Below are 18,117 nucleotides of genomic sequence, written 5' to 3' on the forward strand. Positions count from 1 at the left end.
CCCCATGCACGCAGTGATCCTGGCGGGAGGCAAGGGCGTCCGGCTGCGGCCCTACACCACCGCGCTGCCCAAGCCGCTCGTGCCCATAGGCGACCAGCACGCGATCCTGGAGATCGTGCTGCGCCAGCTCTCGTCGGCCGGCTTCACCAGCTGCACCATCGCCATCGGCCACCTCGGCGAGATCATCCGCGCCTACGTCGGCGACGGCTCCCAGTGGGGCCTGGCCGTCGACTACGCCACCGAGGAGAACCCGCTGGGCACCATGGGCCCCCTGCTCAACCTGCGCGACCGCCTGCCCGAGACCTTCCTGGTGATGAACGGCGACGTCCTCACCGACCTCGACTACGCCGACGTCCTGCGCCGGCACCGTGCGTCCGGCGCCCCGCTGACCATCGCCACCTACGCCCGCAAGGTGCACATCGACTTCGGGGTGCTGACCACCGACGCGAGCAAGGTCGTCGCGTTCACCGAGAAGCCCAGCATGGACTACCGCGTCTCCATGGGCGTCTACGGTCTGTCCCGCGCCACGCTCGACGGCTACACGCCCGGACTGCCGCTCGGCTTCGACGAGTTGGTCCTCGACCTGCTCAGGAGGGACAACCAGCCGCATGCCTACGACTTCGACGGGTACTGGCTGGACATCGGCCGTCCGGACGACTACGACCGGGCCAACGCCGAGTTCACCACCCGCAAGTCGCTGCTGCTCAAGGGAGCCTGAGCACGTCATGCGCATCCTCGTCCTGGGCCACACCGGCTACCTCGGCGCGCACGTCGCCGGGCGACTGCGCGCCCTGCCGGGCGCGCAGGTCCTCGGCGGCGGCCGGTCACCGGCCGCCGACCTCGAGGTCGATCTGGCCTGCGTCCGCCCGGAGCGGCTGGCCAAGGCCCTCACCTCCGCCGCGCCCGACGTGGTCGTCAACTGCGCGGGCGCGACCGGCGGCGATGCCGTCACCCTCGCCGAGGTCAACGCCCGCGGTCCGGCGGTGCTGTGCGCGGCACTGCGCGAGGCGGCCCCGGCGGCCCGCCTGGTGCATCTGGGCTCCGCCGCCGAGTACGGCCCCGGCGCGCCGGGCGCCCCCGTGACGGAGTCGGCGGCCACCCGCCCGGTCGGTCCATACGGTGCGACCAAACTCGCCGGCACGGTCGCAGTCACCGCCTCGGGGCTGGACGCGGTGGTGCTGCGGGTGGGCAATCCGGTGGGTCCCGGAGCGCCGTCCACGGGGCTGCCCGGCCGGATCGCCGGACTGCTGCGCGAGGCGGGCCGTGCCCCGGAGGCGGTGTTGCGGCTCGGTGACCTGTCCGCCTATCGCGACTTCGTCGACGTGCGCGACGTGGCGCGGGCGGCGGTGCTCGCGGCCACGGCCCCGGGCCCGCTGCCTCCCGTGCTCAACATCGGCGCGGGCCGGGCCGTACCGGTGCGCGACCTGGTGCGGGGCCTGGTCGACCTGGCCGGGTTCCGCGGCCGGATCGAGGAGACAACGGCGGGCTCGGCCGGTTCGGCCCGCTCCGCGCGGGTGTCGTGGCAGTGTTCGGACATCACCGCCGCCGAACAGGCCCTGGGCTGGCTCCCGTTGCACTCCCTGGATGACGCGCTGGCCACACTGTGGGAAGGCGGCCGTACACCGTGAACCTGCTGATTCCGCTGTACGTCCATCCGGCCGAGGACCCGGGTGCCTGGCACCGGCTGATCACCGCCGCGCCCCGCACCTACGGTGTCGTCCTCAACCCGGCGAGCGGCCCCGGCGCGGCCCCCGACCCGGCGTTCACCGCCGCGGCCGGTGCGCTGCGGGCCGCGGGGGCGCGTCTGCTGGGCTATGTCGACACCGACTACGGGGTGCGCGACCCGGCCGACATCGCCGAGGACGTGCGCCGGCACCGGGAGTGGTACGCGGCGGACGGCTGCTTCCTCGACCGGGTGACGGCGACCGCCGACGGGCTGCCGGGCTGTCGCCGGCTGGTGCGCACACTGCGGCGCCTGGGTGCGGGGACGGTCGTCCTCAACCCCGGCGTCCATCCGGCCCCGGGGTACGCTCGGCTCGCCGACCTGACCGTCACCTTCGAGGGCGCCTGGTCGACGTACGTCTCCGCCTTCAGCCGGCCGGCGTGGACCGCGCGGCTGCCACCCGAGCGGCTGTGCCACCTCGTCTACGGGGTGCCCGAGGCGCTCGTTCCCCTCGCCGTGCGCACCGCTCACGAGCGCGGGGCGGCGGTCTGCGGCCCGGTGACGGGCGAACCACCCAACCCCTGGGCCCAGTTGACGCCCGCCCTCACCGGGGCGGAGCGGTGAGCAGGAGTGCTCTCGTCCGCGCCGTCCTGGCGGTCGCGCTCACGGCGGCGGCGCTGGCGGGCTGCTCCGGCGGCGTGGAGCGACCCGCCACTCCCCGACCGTCCGGGGCCGTGTGGAAACCCCGCCCGGGGCTGGCCTGGCAATGGCAACTCGACGGCAAGGTCGACCCGTCGGCCGACGTGCCCGTCTACGACATCGACGGCTTCGAGAACACCGCGGCCGACGTGGCCCGGCTGCACCGTGCCGGCAGGAAGGTCATCTGTTACGTCAACGTCGGCGCGTGGGAGGACTTCCGGCCGGACCGGGACGCCTTCCCGCGCTCGGTGCTCGGCGAGCCCAACGGCTGGGCGGGGGAACGCTGGCTGGACATCCGGCGGTTGTCCGTCCTGCGGCCGATCATGGAACGCCGGTTCGACATGTGCCGCGACAAGGGCTTCGACGCGGTGGAGCCGGACCTGATGGAGGGCTACGGCAACGACACCGGTTTCCCGCTCACCGCCCGCGACCAGCTCCGGTACAACCGCATGATCGCGACCATCGCCCACGACCGAGGGCTGTCGGTGGGGCTGAAGAACGACCTCCCGCAGATTCCGCAGCTGGTGGCCCACTTCGACTTCGCGGTCAACGAGGAGTGCGCCCAGTACGACGAGTGCGGCGAGCTCTCCCCCTTCGTCGCGGCCGGCAAGGCGGTGTTCCACGTGGAGTACGCGGAACCGCGGAGCCGTTTCTGCGCCGAGTCACGGAGGCTGAGACTGTCGTCGATGGTGAAGAAGCCGGACCTCGGGGTGTGGCGGAGACCGTGCTGACCTGACGCGCCCTTTCGTTCGACTCCGCGTCTGTCCCCTTTCACCGGCTCTCGATCCGGTGAAAGGGGGCTCGGAAGGGCAGTCCGCATGGACAACCTCTGCGGACGTCTGGCCCACCCGACCACCTTCCGGCTGAGCCTGTTCGTCCCGAGGACCGCACCAGGCCCGCCCCGTGACTCCGGGCGCCACCACCCCGGGCCGTGACGCTGCTTGCCCGCACTGGAGTCACCTGTCAGGATGGTGATGTGAATCCCGACCATGCCTTCGTCTGCGGGCACCCGGCCCTGGACTTCGCGGCCACACTGCGCGCCCGGCGCTCGGCACGGTTCGAGATGTTCGCGACGCCGGAGCGGCTGAACGCCTGGTATCTGGAGTCCGGACTCGTGGACACGATCACCCCCGGCCAGGAGGACGACGTCCGGGAGGCGATCACCGTGCGCGAGGTGATCTACCGGCTCGTCACGAACCGCCGCCTCGGGGAGGACTTCGATCGCGAGGCGCTCGCGGTGCTGAACGCCGCGGCACGCAAGGCGCCGGCGACACCGCAGCTCACCCTGAGCGGCCGGCACACCGACGCGACCCCGGAACAGGCTCTGGCCACCGTGGCCCGGCAGGCCGTCGAGCTGCTCAGCGGCCCGGACGTCCCCCTGCTGAAGGAGTGCGGGAACCCGGAGTGCACACGCGTCTACATCGACCGCTCGCGCGGGATGCGGCGGCAGTGGTGCGGCATGGAGTCGTGCGGCAACAAGATCAAGGCCGCGGCGTATCGCGCACGGAAGAAGACCTCGCCCGCCGCGTCGCACTGACCGGCCGACCGGGCGGGGCCATAACCCGTGAACATGACAGCAGGGTTGAACCGGACAGACCGCAACTCCCCGCAGCGTCCGCCCAGTTGCCCTTGACCACGCTCCCCGGCTTGTGTGCGGGTGGGACTCGGGTCTACAGCCCCAGGTCGAGCGCGAGGCACGAGTAGTACTTCCACGCGCCTTCGGGCTGGTACGTGTTTCCCCCGGCACCCGGCGTGGCCTTCACCTCTTCGGCCATGTCCTCGAAGCGGACGCGCTCGGGAAGCTTGCCGAACCGCGCTCGCCGTGCGGCCGTGGCGGGGTCCATCGACACGTTCTCGCCCATGACCGGTCTCCACTTCGGAATCACACTGCTGCCTCGGACCACATCAGCATGCCCTTCATAGCGTCACCTGTCAAACCGGTGACGAATGCCGTGCGGCCCTCGTCAGACGGTGATGGTCTTGTACTCGGTGTAGGACCCGAGACCCACCACCCCGTACTCGCGGCCGATGCCGCTCACCTTGAAGCCGCCGAACGGGCCGTCGAAGGCCACGGAGGCGCCGTTCACCGTGGCGGTGCCGGTACGGATGCGACGGGCGACCGTCAGGGCGTGCGCCTCGTCGGCCGACCAGACACCGCCGGACAGGCGTAGTCGGAGTCGTTGGCGATCCGGACGGCGTCGTCCTCGTCGTAGGCGATGACGACCAGCCTCACGGCGTACCACGCTGCGCACCGGGGAGGCCGGGCCGGAGGGCGCCAGGGTCGCCTCCCAGCCGAACGTGGCCGCCGCCTCCAGATAGGCGTCGGCCTGCCGGGGCAGGCCCGGCCGGCCGGCCCGGGTGAACCACGCGGCCGAGCCGTTCTCCAGCGAGATCAGGCGCGCGACCTTCTCCGCGTTCTCCTCGCGCAGCGCGTTGAACCGCCGCAGGACCGCGATCCGCTCCCCCGGCGAGATCCCCAGAACGACGCGTGGCCGGGAAGGGCGTCACCCTTCCCGGCCACGTCGGCTTCCTGTACTAACCGCGCCTGGGCAACCGCCAGTTCGGGCGCGGGAAGTGGCAGGTGTAACCCTCCGGGTAGCGCTGGAGGTAGTCCTGGTGCTCAGGCTCGGCCTCCCAGAAGGCACCGGCCGGCACGACCTCGGTGACCACGCGGCCCGGCCACAGCCCGGACGCCTCGACATCGGCGATGGTGTCCTCCGCGACGCGCCGCTGCTCCTCATCGAGGTAGAAGATCGCGGAACGGTAGCTCAGGCCGATGTCGTTGCCCTGGCGGTTCTTCGTGGTGGGGTCATGGATCTGGAAGAAGTACTCCAGGATCGCGCGGTAGTCGGTCGCCGTCGGATCAAACACGATCTCGATCGACTCCGCGTGCTTGCCGTGGTCGCGGTAGGTGGCGTGGGGCTTGTCGTCGTCACCGCTGTAACCGACCCGGGTGCGGATCACTCCGGGCAGCGACCTGATCAGCTCCTGCATGCCCCAGAAGCAGCCGCCCGCCAGCAGCGCCCTCTCCTCGACATCACTCATGGCCCTTCACCTTTCTCGTCCGAATCCGTCCACGCGAGTCCAGCCTCGCACACCGATCGGACCCACAGTCACCATTCTGACAGGTGACGAACTTGCCCGACCATCCCGTCACCAGCCAGAGTAGTGACGTATAGGGAGAAGAAGGGCAGCCGCTGGCAGCCCCAGCCCACCGTCAGCGGGTGACGGCGACCAGTTCACGCCCGGACGAGACGAGCACGCTCTGGTGGCCGGGTGTGTGACCGGGCGTGGCGAGCACGCGCTCGCCGCCGCGCAGCGGGGTGTCACCGTCGAGCAGCCGTAGCAGACCGGCCTGGTGGAGCGGGTCGATCACGGTGGACCGCAGCTGCGGGTTGATCTCCTCGATCGCGTCGAGTTCGGCCTGCTGCAACAGGTAGGTGGCGTTCGGGAAGAACGGCCGCGACTGCTCGCCGCCGACGACGGCCCAGCCCACATGGTCGGTGTGGAGGTGTGTGAGCACCACGGTGTCCACTTCGGACGGTTCGATACCCGCGGCGGCCAAGGACGCCGGAAGCGCCCCGGGTACAGGCGCCCACGAGGCCACCGGGCCGCCGGCCGGGCCGATCCCCGCGTCGACCAGCGTCACACCCTGGTCGCTGCGGATCGCGAACGCGCGGAACTGGAGCCGCCAGCGCCCCTCGGCGTCGACCGCTCCGGGATCGAACCGGTCGGCCGCGGCCCACTGTTCGGTGGTCGCCTCGGGGAACACCGTCGACCTGGCGGAGAAGAAGGGGCCCATGCCGTCGGCGAGCGCGATGACGGTGTACGGACCGACCTGAAGGGAGGGGGACATCCCACAGATGGTGTCACCGAGGACGGCCGACGACCAGGCGGGTCGCCGCCCCGGAGACCGCTCCGGGTCATGGGCACCCCGTTCGACCGGCAGGGCATGGGCGGCGGTTGCGTGGGACGTTCTTCACGACTCGGCGAAGGGGGTGAAGGCGGCGGGAGGATGGTCGATGGGCAGGTCGGGGCGCCAGACCGTGAGGATCTGGGCGCTGCATTCGAACAGGCCCTGCGGCAGCGCGTCCAGCGGCCACCACCCCCAGTCGCCGACCCGCTCGTCCGGCTGGTCGGCGGGCTCGCCGCGCCACCGCGTGACGAGCGCGCCGAACGTGATGCGGACGACGCCGCCGACCTGGTCCAGGAGCATGCCCAGCAGGCGCACGTCGGCCGGGTCCGCGTGCAGGCCGGTCTCCTCGGCCAGTTCGCGCACGACCGTCTCCTCCAGCGACTCGCCCGGCTCCACCGTGCCGCCGGGCAGTTCGAGGGTCCCGCGCCGGTGGCGGCCGAGCAGCAGACCACGCGGTCCCACCAGCACCGCGCCGACCCCGGCCGCCGCGTGTGCGACGGGCGGCTGGGCAGTACGGGGACGAGAGGTGATCCGGGCCGGCCTGCTGACCTGGAAGAGCCGATAGGAGGCCTGGTTGCCCTCCTCGGGCGCGTCCAGCACGGTCACGTCCTCGGTGCGCAGCCCGTACCGCGCGAGCAGGTCCGTCCACAGCCGGGTGGTGAGCACCCACATGTGCCCGGTCAGTTCGCCGCCGCCGGCCAGACGCAGGATCTCCGGGCGGGGCTTCACCTCCGAAGAGGGGCCGTTCCCGGACGAGTTGGTGTGCAGCACGGTGAAGCAGAGCCGTCCGCCGGGCTTGAGGGCCGCCGCCAGTGCGGGCAGCAGTCGGTGCGGGTCGATGAAGTGGACGGCGGACAGGGAGTAGATCACGTCGTACGGCGCCGAGGTGCGCAGATGCCCGACGGCGTCGGCCTGGATCAACCGCAGGTCCGGCAGGTCGCCGTAGCGTGCCCGGGCACGCTCGATCTGAGTCGGTGAGCGGTCGACGGCGTCCACGGCGGCGTGATGGGTACGGGCCAGGTGGGCGGCGTGCCGGCCGGGGCCGCAGCCCAGGTCGAGCACGCGCAGACCTGCCAGATCGCCGAGAACGGCGTCCCCCGGCCCTGTTCCCCCCGGGCCCCAGGCGATCTCGTCCACCTCGGGCAGCGGGGTGGCCCGGTCGAGATGGTGCGCCCCGTAGGTGTGCCACATCGCCGCGTTGACCCGCTCGGCACCGGTTGTGTCGGGTGTCGTCGCCGTGCCGGGTGTGTCGGGTGTCGTCATGGCGTCCCCTCCTCGGACCGCCCGTCACCGGGCCGCCTCGTCACGTCGGTCTGCTCGCCGCCGGGCGATGTCCTCCGGCTCGCTGCATCGGTTCATGTCCCCGCGTGCCCACGCTCACACCATCGAGGTCGCCGACGTGATCGAGTGCGCCCCGACCGTGGCTCGTCGCCGTCTACTGCATTGAACAGCAACGCGATCCCAGTAACCGCCACATTGATGTAGCAATTAAGTTGAACTTGTCCACATGAATGAGGCGCTAGATGCCTCAGATTCCACAGCCGTCGCTAGACTCGGTGCGGTGAGAGCCGACGCAGCACGCAACCTGGAAGCCGTCCTGACCACCGGGGCGCGCATGCTCGCCGCCGATCCGGGCGCGAGCATCGCGAGGATCGCCGCCGAGGCGGGCGTGGACCGGCGCACCGTCTACCGGCGCTTCGCCACCCGTGAGGATCTTCTCGCCGCGATCTACGCCTCGCGCCTCCAGGCCATCGAGCACGCGATCGAGGACGCCCGGCTGCGTGAGGCCCCCGTCGCCGTCGCGCTGCACCGTTACGTCGAGAACATCATCGCCGTCAACCGCACCTGGCCCGTCGACCTCGCCCGCATGCTGGCCGACGACTCCGTCCGGGAGCGCCGCGACGCCTGCGTCCGCGAAGTCGCGGTCTTCCTGCAACGCGCCACGGACGAAGGGCTGTTGCGCCCCGACCTCCCCGAGGGGTGGGCGGACGCGCTGCTGCCCCAGCTGATGCACCTCGTGTCGCGGCAGATGCCGGACCTGAGCCCCGCGCGGGCGGCGGACATCGTGGTCGACACCTTGCTGCGGGGCCTCGGAACACCCTGACGGCCCTGGCGCGCCGGGCGTACCTTCGGTCGGTGACCTATGACATCACGCTCGTACGCGTGCAGCCGGGCCTGACGGTCCGAGAGACTCTCGACCGTATGCACGCCGGGTTCGATCCCGATGCCGAGCTGCCGCGGTTCCACCCCACCGAGGAGCAACTCGCCGCGTGGCGGCGCATCGTGGACCGGGTCTCACAGGAGATCGGGCCCGTCGAGTCGGAGACCTACCCCTACAGCCTCACCCTCGAGACGGTCGGCCCGCCCGGACGCGTGCAGCTCGACTACTGCGGGGACACCGCCGGCATCGAGGTCGCTTACCGCTACTCGGGACCGGCGGCACTTCAGGTCATGGAACGGGCCTACCGCATCGCCCGCGTCGTCGAAGAGGAGAGCGGCCTCACCGGTCACGACTTCGAGGTGGACCAGCCCACCCTGACCGGCACCCCGGTCAAGGCCGCGGCCCGGCTGAGCGGCGTCTCCGCGTGGGCCCACCAGAACCTGGGCTGATCACGCGCAGAAGTCCGTCGACGGCCCGACAGCTTCGTCCCGGCCGCCCGGAACCCCGCCCCGAGGGCCGCCGTCGGGGCCGTCGGCCAGCGCGATGCGGGCGGTGATGCGCTTGCCCACCGGCTCCTGCCGCACCTCGAAGTCCTCGACCACGGCCTTCACGATCTCCAGGCCGTGCTGGCCGATCCTGCTGGGGTCGGCGGCCCGGGCCGTGGGGACCGTCGGGTCGCTGTCCCACACGATAACTTCCACGGCGCGGGCCGTGATGCACAGCTCCAGCAGGACGGGGCCTGGAGCGTACTTGCGTGTGTTGGTGACCAGCTCGCTGACGACCAGCTGGGTGAGGTCCCGCGCTCGGGCGGAAACGGTCACGTGATGATCGTCACTGGCCTGGTCGAGGAAGGCGGCGGCGTGATGGCGGGCGTCCGCGATGCAGCTGTCCTCCCCGCCCAGCGCGTATGCGACACGCATCAGGTGCTCCCCCGGTGCTGTACAGCCGTCACCGTCGACATCAGCTCCCACTGGCCTCGCCCTCACTCCCCGTTCACGCGCGCCGGTACCCCGTTTCGCTGCCCTGCATGCCGCAAGGGTGTTGTTCGGCACAGCCGCTCGGGTGCATCCGGCCGGGGCGGTGGGGCAGAATCAGTCGCGCACGTTCTGACCGGGCAAGCCTAAGCACATTCGAGGAGACGGTGACCCAGATCGAGGAAGCGAACCGGCCGGGCCGGCTCCACGCCGAACACCGCATGTCAGGAGACATCCGTGTCGTGACGCTGCGGGGCGAGATCGACCACGACGTCCAGGACGTGCTCAGCGCGGCCCTGCTCGTCGACGACGGTGCGGCGCCGCCGCGGATCGTCGCGGATCTGAGCGGTGTGACCTTCATGGACTCCAGCGGCATCAACGTCTTCGTCACCGCCCACCAGCGGGTGAGCGGCGCGGACGGCTGGGTGCGCATCGCCGGCGCCCAGCACTCCGTCCTGCGCGTGTTGCAACTGGTCGGCGTCGACACGCTGATCCCCTGCCACGACACCACCGAGCAGGCCCTGAGCGCCTGACCCGCGGGCTCGGACCGCCGCCCCGCCGCTCCTGCGTGAGCTGCCGGGCGGCGGTCGGGCATGCGGCCGTACCGATCACGACCCCGAGCCCGTCAGGCCTGTTTCACCGGCCTCCGTGCCACCCGGTGCTCCGCCAGAAGCCGAGCAGGGCCGCTGCGAGAGCCTCGGGCGCCTCCTCTGCCATGTGGTGTCCGGAGTCGAGTGGGCCCCCTTCGAGCCGTCCGCCCGCCCAGTCGCGCCAGACGTCCAGCACGTCGCCGTAGAGATCGGCCATGTCGTCCCGGGTGGCCCACAGCACCTGGAGGGGCCGGGAGATGCGCCGGCCCGCCCGCTGGTCGGCGTCGTCGTGCTCGCGGTCGACGCCGAGGCCGGCGCGGTAGTCCTCGCACATGGCGTGCACGGTGGCCGGGTCGTGGATCGCGCGCCGGTAGTCCTCGTAGGCGTCGGCGCCCATCTGGTCGCCGGTGGCGCGGTACCAGGCGTCGGGGTCGGCGTTGATGAGGCGTTCGGCGGGCTTGTCGGTCTGGCCGAGGAAGAACCAGTGCCACCAGCTCGCGGCGAACGTCGCGTCGCAGCGCCGCAGGGCCTCGCCGATCGGCACGGCGTCCAGCACGCTGACGGTGGACACGACCGCCGGATGGTCCAGGGCCAGGCGGGTGGCCACGTATGCGCCCCGGTCGTGCCCGACGACAGCGAACCGCTCATGCCCGAGGCGGCGCATGACCGCCAGGCAGTCACGGGCCATGGCGCGCTTGGAGTACGGACGGTGCTCCGGGTCGGAGGCGGGTTTGTCGGACTGTCCGTAGCCGCGCAGATCGGGGCAGACCACGGTGAGGCCGGCCACGGCCAGCAGCGGAGCGACACGGTGCCAGGTGGCGTGCGTCCGTGGATGGCCGTGCAGCAGCAGCACCGCGGGGCCTTCGCCGCCGTGACGCACCCGCAGTCGGACCCCGTCCCCTTCGCATCGCGTCAGCTCGAAACCGTCGAACACGCAGCCTCCCCGCTTCCGGACGTCGCAGTGCTCGTGCCCCTCGGCCAGTCGTTCATGACAGGGCGCTGACGGCCGGTGGGGCGCGGAGCCGGCACGTCGCGCGCCCCACCGGTCGTGGTCATGCCCCAAGGGTCAGGGCAGGATCTCGATGTACCCGTCGGTTCCGTGCACGCGGATCCGCTGGCCGTCCTTGATCAGCCGGGTGGCCTGCCCCACGCCCACCACGGCCGGCAGGCCGTACTCCCGGGCGATCACCGCGCCGTGGGTCATCAGCCCGCCGACCTCCGTCACCAGGCCCGCGATCCCGACGAACAGAGGTGACCAACTGGGATCCGTGTAGGCCGTCACCAGAATGTCGCCCGGCTCCAGATCGGCGTCCGCCATGTCCAGGATGACGCGGGCCCGCCCCTCGACGGTCCCGCCGGACACCGCCAGGCCGATCAGGGCACCGGCCGGCACGTCATCGCGCCGGTACGCGCCGTTGAGGGCCTCGCCCTCCGAGGTGAGGACCCGGGGCGGAGTGAGCGCTTGGTACGACCGGAAGTCCTCCTTGCGCTGCCGGACGAGTCCGTCGTCCACCTGCTGCGAGCGTACGAGGTCGCGGAGTTCGTCGAAGGTGAGGTAGAAGACGTCCTCCCGCTCACGGAGCACACCCGCCTCCACGAGGCGCTCGGCCTCCGCCATGAGGGCCTGCTTGTAGACGAAGTAGCGGCTGATGATGCCGTACTTGGGGTACTCCCGGTAGCCGATGAAGGTGCGGACGCGGTCGATCATCTTCTTCGTCCGGTCGGCTTTGCTCTCCCCGTCGGGCAGAGTCCGGAGCCGGGCCAGCACGTCCTGTTCCTTCTCCAGCGCCTTCTGCCGGCCCTGCTCGAAGCGGCGTGCGGCGGCGCCCGGTTCGAAGTTCCTGACGTTGTCGAGGATCGCCGGGACGAGTGTGCCGGGGCGCTCGCTCCAGCGGGGCCTGGTGATGTCGATCTCGCCGGCGCAGCGCATGCCGTACCGGTCGAGATAGGCCTCGATGGCGTCACGCGCCTCGGTCCCGCCCGTGAGCTTCGGCAACTCGTCGAGGAAACCGTCGTCCTCGACGTTCCGCAGGAACGCCACCACTTCCGGATGGGGCCGGATCGCGTCCGCGACGTCGAGCAGTGCCAGGCCCATCTCCGAGGTGATGTTGTCGGGGGCGGACAGCGTGAGCGTGTCGGCCGCGTTCTTCTCGCCCAGCCACTCGTGCAGGTGGTCGTTGAGCCACCACGTGGACTCCATCCCCGCCATGATGGCCTGGTAGCTCAACGGGTCGGTGAGGACCCGTTTGTGCTCCTCGAAGGCCTCCAGCAGGAAGTCGAACAGCTCCGGTCCGCTCTTGGTGGCGATGTCGCGCCGCAGGGCGGCGACGGACTCCTCGCTGCGTTGGATCAGCCGGGTGACGACCGCCGGGTCGGTCTCGACCGGGTCGGACGCGCGACCGGGCGGGCGGCCGCCCGGCTCCGGGTCGGGGAGCGAGGGGAGGAAGCCGTCACGGTCGAGGACCGTCTCCAGGGCGTCCCTGGTCAGCGGATCGGACCGCCCCACCAGGTCCAGGAGGTTGGCGCGGCTCGTGGGAGAGGACAGCGCGCGCGTCGCGTCGACGAAGAGCCTCCCGCCGGCGTCGCGCATCGGTGCCATGGCCGTCAGCTTCCACAGCGAGAGCCCCAGCGGCCTCATCGCGTCGGTCATCATCTGCTGATGCCCGACGGAGACGTAGACGTGGTTCTCCTCGTCGCCGGGCTCCGGGATGGGGAAGAGCGTCGTGATCGGCCGGCTCTGCACGATCCGGAAGGTGTCATCGGCCAGGCACCATTCGATGTCCTGCGGGCTGCCGAAGTGCGCCTCGATCCGGCGCCCGAGCCGCACGAGCCGCAGGGCCTGCGCATCCGTCAGCGCCGGCTGCTCCTGCCGCTGCGAGTCGATCACCACGTCCCGTGTGCCGCCGTCCGGCAAGGCCTCGACGGCACGCTCTTTGGCGGCGATCGTCCGGGCGACGATCTCGCCGTCCCGCACCGTGAAGACGTCCGGGTTCACCAGCCCGGAGACCAGGGCTTCGCCCAGCCCGAAACCGGCGTCCACGGTGGCGACCTTCCGGTTGCCCGTGACGGGATCGGCCGTGAACAGGATGCCGGCCGCCTCCGAGAAGACCATCCGCTGCACGACGACGGCCATGTGGACCGCACGGTGGTCGATGCCGTTGCGCTGACGGTACGTCACCGCCCGCTCGGTGAACAGTGAGGCCCAGCACCGGCTGATGTGCCGGAGGACCGCGTCCCGCCCCACGATGTTCAGATACGTGTCCTGCTGGCCTGCGAACGAGGCGGTCGGCAGGTCCTCGGCCGTCGCACTGGACCGGACGGCGTAGGCGGCTTCCTCGCCGAGCCCGGCGAGCGCGCGGGTGACCGCCGCCGCGACCTCGCCCGGCACGGCGATACCTTCGATGATGCGGCGCATCCGCGCGCTGAGCGTTCGGACCGCCTCCCGGTCGTCGGGCGCCAGGCCCGCCAGTTCCTCGAACTGGGCCCTGATGGAGGGAACTTCCGCCATGACCTGCCGGAAGGCTTCCGTCGTCACGACGAAACCGCCCGGCACGCTGACGTCCTCGATCCGGGACAGCGTGCCCAGGTGCGCACCCTTGCCGCCGACGACCGCGATCTGTGTCTCGTCGACCTCTCGGAGGTCCAGGACGAGTCGTCCGGTCATCGGGACACCTCCCCCGCCGCACCGCTGGTCGGGCAGCTCCTCATATCCAACACACGCACCCTCATGTCCCCGTTTCCGCAGGTTGTGGCTCAGGGCGATGATTCTGCGCCGTCACGGGGGCCTTGCCGCAAGCCCCCCGATGCGCTATACCTTGGGAGAGGCAAGGAGAGGACTCCTTGCCTTTTGTCGTGTGCCGAGTCCTCGGTCGTGTGCCGGAACCTGATGCGTCGTGTGCCGGAACCCGCTTCAAGGTGCCGAATCCCGATGGGGTGCCGGATCCTGGTCGGGGTGCGGGAACGTCCGCTGGAACGGCACACGTTCCCTGAGACATGACCGCCACTTTCGCGATCGCTAAGCACGCCCGTCACGCCCGGGCATCACGCGCCGTTGAGGTAGGCGGGGGCGGCCCACGCGATGTCGTCGACCGCGAGCCACGGCGCGCCGGCGACAGCCGTGGGCGTCGCGCCGGCGAAGGCCCTGACATCGCGATGGAGATGCGACTGGTCGGCGTAACCGGCCTCCGCGGCCACCTGTGCCGCGCTCTGTCCGGCGGCCAGACGGTGGGCCGCGTCGTCGAAACGGACCAGCTGGGCGGCGCGCTTGGGGTTGAGGCCGATCTGGGAACGGAACCGCGACCACAACCGCTTACGGCTCCACCCGGTCTCGGCGGCCAGGTGCTCGATCCGGATCCGCCCCCGGTGTGCGACGAGCAGCCGCCAGGCGTGGGCCACCTCCGGGTCCGCCCGCCGACCCTCCGCACAGCGCCGGGCGAGCGCGGCCTCGGCGAGCGTGAACCGGTCGTGCCATGACTCCGCGAGCCACAGCCTCTCCCGGGTGCGCTCTGCCTCCGGCCCCCACAGGTCGCGCAGCGGGACGACCGCTCGCCCCAGGTCCTCGGACGCGCCCAGCACGGCGTACGCCATCAACGGCGAAAGTCGCAGCTGCAAACACTCGATTTCGTGGCCGCGGCCGTGGACGCCGGTGGGTGCCAGCCCGACGACGACGCCGCCCTCGTGCCGCCCGCCGCCTTCGTCCTCGACGGTGAGGGGGTGGTCGCCGAGGTCCACCGCCACCGTGACGGCCGGGTACGGCACCACCCTCAGGTCAAGGGGGTCAGCGGTACGGGCGCGGAACCCGGCCATGCTCAGGCCGTGCAGCGCGGAGGGCCGCATCGGAGTGGCGATGTCCCACACCGCGGCAGCGTCGAGTGCCTGTTCGGCGGATCGCATACGGCCAGGGTACGCACTCGGCCCCGCGCGACATTCGTCCAAGACCCGGCTCGCGGCAGCGGTGACCCTGACGGTCAGGCACTGTCCCGAACCGAAAGGATCGCTTGTGATGCCCTCGCCGACCGACCCCCGTACCACGGCCGTCGCGCTCGCCTCGGCCATCCGCCGCAAGGAGGTGAGCCCGGTCGAAGTGGCGGACTGCTACCTGCGCCGCATGGACGAACTCGACCCCGGGCTCAACGCGTTCTGCCACCGGGCCGACGACGACGTCCGCAAGGCAGCGGCCGAAGCCGCCGACACCGTCGCACGTGCCGCCTCACCCGATGACCTTCCGCCGTTCCTCGGTGTCCCGCTGCCAATCAAGGACCTCATGGACGTGGCCGGTTGGCCCACCACGTACGGTTCCGCGGGCACCGACCGGACTCCGGTTGCGGCGTCCGACCCGGTCGTACGGCGGTTCGTGGACGCCGGGTTCGTGCTGCTCGGCAAGACCACCACCTCCGAGTTCGGGTCGCTGCCCTTCACCGAGAGCGAGGCCTTGGGCATTTCGCGCAACCCCTGGGACCCGCGACGCACCCCCGGAGGTTCCTCCAGTGGCGCCGGCGTGGCCGTCGCCGCCGGGATGGCGCCCCTCGCGCACGCCGAGGACGGCGGCGGGTCGATACGGATCCCCGCCTCGTGCAACGGCCTCGTCGGGCTCAAGCCCACCCGCGGCCTCATCAGTCAGGAGACCGTCCTCGTGGAGGGCCTCGCCACCAGCGGTGTGCTCACCCGCTCCGTGACGGACACCGCGGCCGTGCTCGACGTGGTCGCCCGTCACGACCCGGCCGCGTGGTGGTCACCACCGGCCCGGCGCGAGTCCTTCGCGGCGGCGACGGCGACGGAGCCGCCGGCCGGGCTGCGTGTCGGGGTGCTCACCGACTCGCCCCTCGACGGCGTCGGCGTGGACCCGGCCTGCCTCACGGCCGTGCGTCTCACGCTCGGCGCGCTCGAAGCGGCCGGCCACCACATCGTCGACACCCGCCTTCCACTGCCCTCGACGGACGAGCTGGTCGGGGCGTTCACCACGCTGTGGAACATCGGCGGCGCGGGGGTCCCGCTGGCCGATCCGGACCGTGTCGAGCCGCACAACCGCGCTCTGCGGGAGGCGGCGCGATCGATCGATTCCTGGGGCTACGCGCAAGCGGTGCTGAGGGCTCAGCGGTTGTCGCGACGGGTCGTCGAGGGCTTCGTGGCCGGCTTCGATCTGCTGGTCACTCCCACGATGGCGTGTCTGCCGCCGCCGATCGGCGCCTGGCGGGCCGGTACCGAGGAGGATCCGTCGGCCGCGCTGCGGAACAGCTACCCCATGGGCGTGTTCACCTCGCTGTTCAACGTGACCGGCCAACCGGCGATCTCCGTCCCCGTCCACCATGACCTCGCCACCGGCCTTCCGGTGGGCGTCCAGATCGTGGCCGCGCCCTGGCGTGAGGACCTTCTGCTTCAGGTGGCGCGTCTGATCGAGCGGGCACTGCCCTGGTCCGATCGTCGCCCGCCCGTCGGCTGACCGGGTACGACAGCGCCTGCCCTGCCCGGCCAACCGGCAGGGCAGGGCAAGCGCTTGAAGGGTTCGGCCGTTCGGCGGAGACCGATCTCCTCGTCCCGGTAGCCTCACGCCCATGGACCAACTGCCCGCGAGTGTGGACCACGACATCCTGGCGCACCGGAGCATCGCCGCGATCGCGACGATCCGCGAGACCTGGGGCTGCACGGTTCACCAGGCCGTCGACGCCTATGTGCAGCGCTACGAGCAACTTCGAAGCGACCGCCCGGGTGACTTCGGGCCGGGCTCGGAAGCGGACGACGGGCCGCGGTCGGCACGCGTGGCGGGCGATGCTCCGAACCCGTAGGCGCGGTCGGGGTCCGTGGCCCTCAGGCGTTGGCGTGACGGCGCCAGGCCGTCCTGCGCGGAGCGGCATGGTGAACGGGCTCCTCCGAACGGCGAGCCTGCTGGCGCCACAGCCACAGTGACGTCATGCCCAGCAGAGCGGCGAAGACCATGAGCAGCACCACGGAGACCCACATCTGCCGGCTCCCGGGACTGTCCCACCCCGCCGACGTGGCCGTAGCGGCCCACAAGACGGCGCCCCCGGCATAGAAGGTGCGCATCCTGCGCAGTTGCCGCAGGGCTCGTACGGATTCAGCGTGATCGTTTTCCGAGGCCATGCCGACGCAGGTACCCCCGATCCGCGTCCCCTATCAAGCTTCGGCACATCCCTCCGGGCGGGAACTCCGGGGCGTCCGTATCTTGGCGTCCATGACAGCCGAGGGAGAGCCGCGGCTCTTTGTGAACCGCTGGGGCGACACGTCCGATCCTGCGCATGCTGGGGGTGGGCCCCGGAGGGCGGACGGATGCTCGTGCTTCGACCAGTCCAGGCCGCACCCGCGGGCGCGGGTCGGTTTCCACGCCGAACGGCAGGACACCTCGGCGCCGGGCTGGCAGCGGCTCCTGGAGCTCGTCGAGGAGGCCGCCGCCGACGGACGCGAGGAGTTCCGCCCTCTGACCGAGTTGAGTCCCGAGCACCGGCGGCAGATCATCACCTTGCCGCCGAGCATCGCCAAGCTGACGGCGGTCAGGCACCTTGTGCTCTACGGCAGCAACCTGGTCCGGATCCCGCCCGAGATCGGGGCCATGACCGGCCTGGAGGAGTTCACTCCGTACACCTCCTACCGGTTGCACTGGTTTCCGTATGAGATCACTCGGTGCCGGAAGCTGAGCCGTAGCACGGTGAGCACCCGGGCCCTGTTCGGCAACGACAAGCTGCGACCACCATTTCCGCGGCTTCCGCTCTCCCCGGGCGCCGGGACGGACATCGACCTGCGTGATCTCGATCCCCGGCGCTGGGGCACCACGGCCGTCGACGGGTGCGGTGTCTGCGCCCGTCCGGTCCCGCCCGGCGGACTGCACCAAGTGTGGCTCTCACGGCGCGTGGCCACCGACGTGCTCCCGCTCCTCGTGAACGCCTGCTCGCAGCGGTGTGTGGCCGAACTGCCCGAGGGCGCCGAGGGGCATCTCCCGACACCTCACCGAGGAGGCCGAGTCGACCGGCCGGCCTCCGATTGATCCGTGGGGTGTTCGGAAGGGTCTTTCAAGGCGAAGGTGCGGTCCAGGGCGTCGAGCGCCGTGATGAGCTGCCGCGCTTGGTGGCTGGGCATGCGACCTGCCGGTGGACTCCGTCCGG

At 71.3% G+C, this 18,117-nt stretch carries 19 protein-coding genes and 2 pseudogenes; 12 read left to right on the forward strand and 9 right to left on the reverse strand.

Annotation, left to right across the window (positions count from 1 at the left end; all coding sequences use genetic code 11):
- Positions 1–4: 4 nt before the first annotated feature.
- From AC0665_RS32240 to AC0665_RS32260, 5 genes are all read left to right on the forward strand, one after another.
- The gene (locus AC0665_RS32240; RefSeq protein ID WP_478608538.1) at positions 5–718 is read left to right on the forward strand and encodes a nucleotidyltransferase family protein; all 714 of its coding nucleotides are present in this window, start codon (positions 5–7) and stop codon (positions 716–718) included.
- A 7-nt stretch (positions 719–725) separates the two neighbouring features.
- The gene (locus AC0665_RS32245; protein ID WP_478608536.1) at positions 726–1,628 is read left to right on the forward strand and encodes an NAD-dependent epimerase/dehydratase family protein; all 903 of its coding nucleotides are present in this window, start codon (positions 726–728) and stop codon (positions 1,626–1,628) included.
- Positions 1,625–2,287 carry a spherulation-specific family 4 protein gene (locus AC0665_RS32250; RefSeq protein ID WP_468412467.1) on the forward strand — a complete coding sequence of 221 codons (663 nt, stop codon included), beginning with the start codon at positions 1,625–1,627 and terminating at the stop codon, positions 2,285–2,287. The genes AC0665_RS32245 and AC0665_RS32250 overlap by 4 nt, the downstream gene beginning before the upstream one ends.
- Entirely contained in the window at positions 2,284–3,093 is an 810-nt protein-coding gene (locus tag AC0665_RS32255) for an endo alpha-1,4 polygalactosaminidase (protein WP_478608534.1), read from the forward strand. Before AC0665_RS32250 ends, AC0665_RS32255 begins: the two co-directional genes overlap by 4 nt.
- 245 nt (positions 3,094–3,338) lie before the next feature.
- Complete coding sequence (locus AC0665_RS32260) at positions 3,339–3,899, forward strand: CGNR zinc finger domain-containing protein (RefSeq protein ID WP_478608531.1); 561 nt, start codon at positions 3,339–3,341, stop codon at positions 3,897–3,899.
- A 133-nt stretch (positions 3,900–4,032) separates the two neighbouring features.
- On the opposite strand, the gene AC0665_RS32265 is transcribed toward AC0665_RS32260, so the two are convergent.
- The 5 genes and pseudogenes from AC0665_RS32265 to AC0665_RS32285 all read right to left on the reverse strand — a co-directional run bounded on the left by AC0665_RS32265 (position 4,033) and on the right by AC0665_RS32285 (position 7,541).
- On the reverse strand, positions 4,033–4,224 hold the full coding sequence (locus tag AC0665_RS32265) for a hypothetical protein (RefSeq protein ID WP_478608528.1): 192 nt from the start codon (positions 4,222–4,224) through the stop codon (positions 4,033–4,035).
- Between the two features lie 102 nt (positions 4,225–4,326).
- Positions 4,327–4,589: pseudogene (locus AC0665_RS32270) on the reverse strand (aldehyde dehydrogenase family protein); the annotation flags it as partial.
- A 308-nt stretch (positions 4,590–4,897) separates the two neighbouring features.
- Positions 4,898–5,407 carry a peptide-methionine (S)-S-oxide reductase MsrA gene (gene msrA / locus AC0665_RS32275; RefSeq protein ID WP_468412475.1) on the reverse strand — a complete coding sequence of 170 codons (510 nt, stop codon included), beginning with the start codon at positions 5,405–5,407 and terminating at the stop codon, positions 4,898–4,900.
- 178 nt (positions 5,408–5,585) lie between these two features.
- Positions 5,586–6,218: pseudogene (locus AC0665_RS32280) on the reverse strand (MBL fold metallo-hydrolase); the annotation flags it as partial.
- 123 nt (positions 6,219–6,341) lie between these two features.
- Positions 6,342–7,541, reverse strand: coding sequence for a bifunctional class I SAM-dependent methyltransferase/NUDIX hydrolase (locus AC0665_RS32285; protein ID WP_478706391.1), 1,200 nt, complete (start codon positions 7,539–7,541; stop codon positions 6,342–6,344).
- 352 nt (positions 7,542–7,893) lie between these two features.
- On the opposite strand from AC0665_RS32285, the gene AC0665_RS32290 reads away from it, so the two are divergent.
- Both AC0665_RS32290 and AC0665_RS32295 read left to right on the forward strand, forming a co-directional pair.
- Positions 7,894–8,382 carry a TetR/AcrR family transcriptional regulator gene (locus AC0665_RS32290; protein WP_478608885.1) on the forward strand — a complete coding sequence of 163 codons (489 nt, stop codon included), beginning with the start codon at positions 7,894–7,896 and terminating at the stop codon, positions 8,380–8,382.
- A gap of 32 nt (positions 8,383–8,414) precedes the next feature.
- Positions 8,415–8,888, forward strand: a complete 474-nt coding sequence (locus tag AC0665_RS32295) for a hypothetical protein (RefSeq protein WP_478608522.1) — start codon at positions 8,415–8,417, stop codon at positions 8,886–8,888.
- Here AC0665_RS32295 and AC0665_RS32300 read toward each other — a convergent pair whose 3' ends face one another.
- Positions 8,889–9,359, reverse strand: a complete 471-nt coding sequence (locus AC0665_RS32300; RefSeq protein WP_478608520.1) for an ATP-binding protein — start codon at positions 9,357–9,359, stop codon at positions 8,889–8,891. It lies immediately after the preceding gene.
- Positions 9,360–9,580: 221 nt separating this feature from the next.
- On the opposite strand from AC0665_RS32300, the gene AC0665_RS32305 reads away from it, so the two are divergent.
- Complete coding sequence (locus AC0665_RS32305) at positions 9,581–9,946, forward strand: STAS domain-containing protein (protein WP_468412485.1); 366 nt, start codon at positions 9,581–9,583, stop codon at positions 9,944–9,946.
- A 103-nt stretch (positions 9,947–10,049) separates the two neighbouring features.
- Here AC0665_RS32305 and AC0665_RS32310 read toward each other — a convergent pair whose 3' ends face one another.
- The 3 genes from AC0665_RS32310 to AC0665_RS32320 form a co-directional block, all read right to left on the reverse strand.
- Positions 10,050–10,937: an alpha/beta hydrolase gene (locus AC0665_RS32310; RefSeq protein WP_478706392.1), complete on the reverse strand. Its 888-nt coding sequence runs from the start codon at positions 10,935–10,937 to the stop codon at positions 10,050–10,052.
- Between the two features lie 132 nt (positions 10,938–11,069).
- On the reverse strand, positions 11,070–13,667 hold the full coding sequence (gene rph, locus AC0665_RS32315) for a rifamycin-inactivating phosphotransferase (protein ID WP_478706393.1): 2,598 nt from the start codon (positions 13,665–13,667) through the stop codon (positions 11,070–11,072).
- Positions 13,668–14,044: 377 nt separating this feature from the next.
- Positions 14,045–14,896, reverse strand: coding sequence for a helix-turn-helix domain-containing protein (locus AC0665_RS32320; protein ID WP_478706394.1), 852 nt, complete (start codon positions 14,894–14,896; stop codon positions 14,045–14,047).
- A gap of 109 nt (positions 14,897–15,005) precedes the next feature.
- On the opposite strand from AC0665_RS32320, the gene AC0665_RS32325 reads away from it, so the two are divergent.
- From AC0665_RS32325 to AC0665_RS32340, 4 genes are all read left to right on the forward strand, one after another.
- Positions 15,006–16,442, forward strand: a complete 1,437-nt coding sequence (locus AC0665_RS32325; protein ID WP_478608508.1) for an amidase — start codon at positions 15,006–15,008, stop codon at positions 16,440–16,442.
- A 112-nt stretch (positions 16,443–16,554) separates the two neighbouring features.
- Positions 16,555–16,785, forward strand: coding sequence for a hypothetical protein (locus AC0665_RS32330; RefSeq protein WP_468412495.1), 231 nt, complete (start codon positions 16,555–16,557; stop codon positions 16,783–16,785).
- A 125-nt stretch (positions 16,786–16,910) separates the two neighbouring features.
- A complete protein-coding gene (locus AC0665_RS32335) occupies positions 16,911–17,033 on the forward strand; it encodes a hypothetical protein (RefSeq protein ID WP_468412497.1) in 123 nt (40 codons plus the stop codon).
- 159 nt (positions 17,034–17,192) lie between these two features.
- Positions 17,193–17,999, forward strand: a complete 807-nt coding sequence (locus AC0665_RS32340; RefSeq protein WP_478608505.1) for a leucine-rich repeat domain-containing protein — start codon at positions 17,193–17,195, stop codon at positions 17,997–17,999.
- The last annotated feature ends 118 nt before the right edge of the window (positions 18,000–18,117 follow it).

The sequence above is a fragment of the Streptomyces sp. NPDC043685 genome (assembly GCF_056436585.1).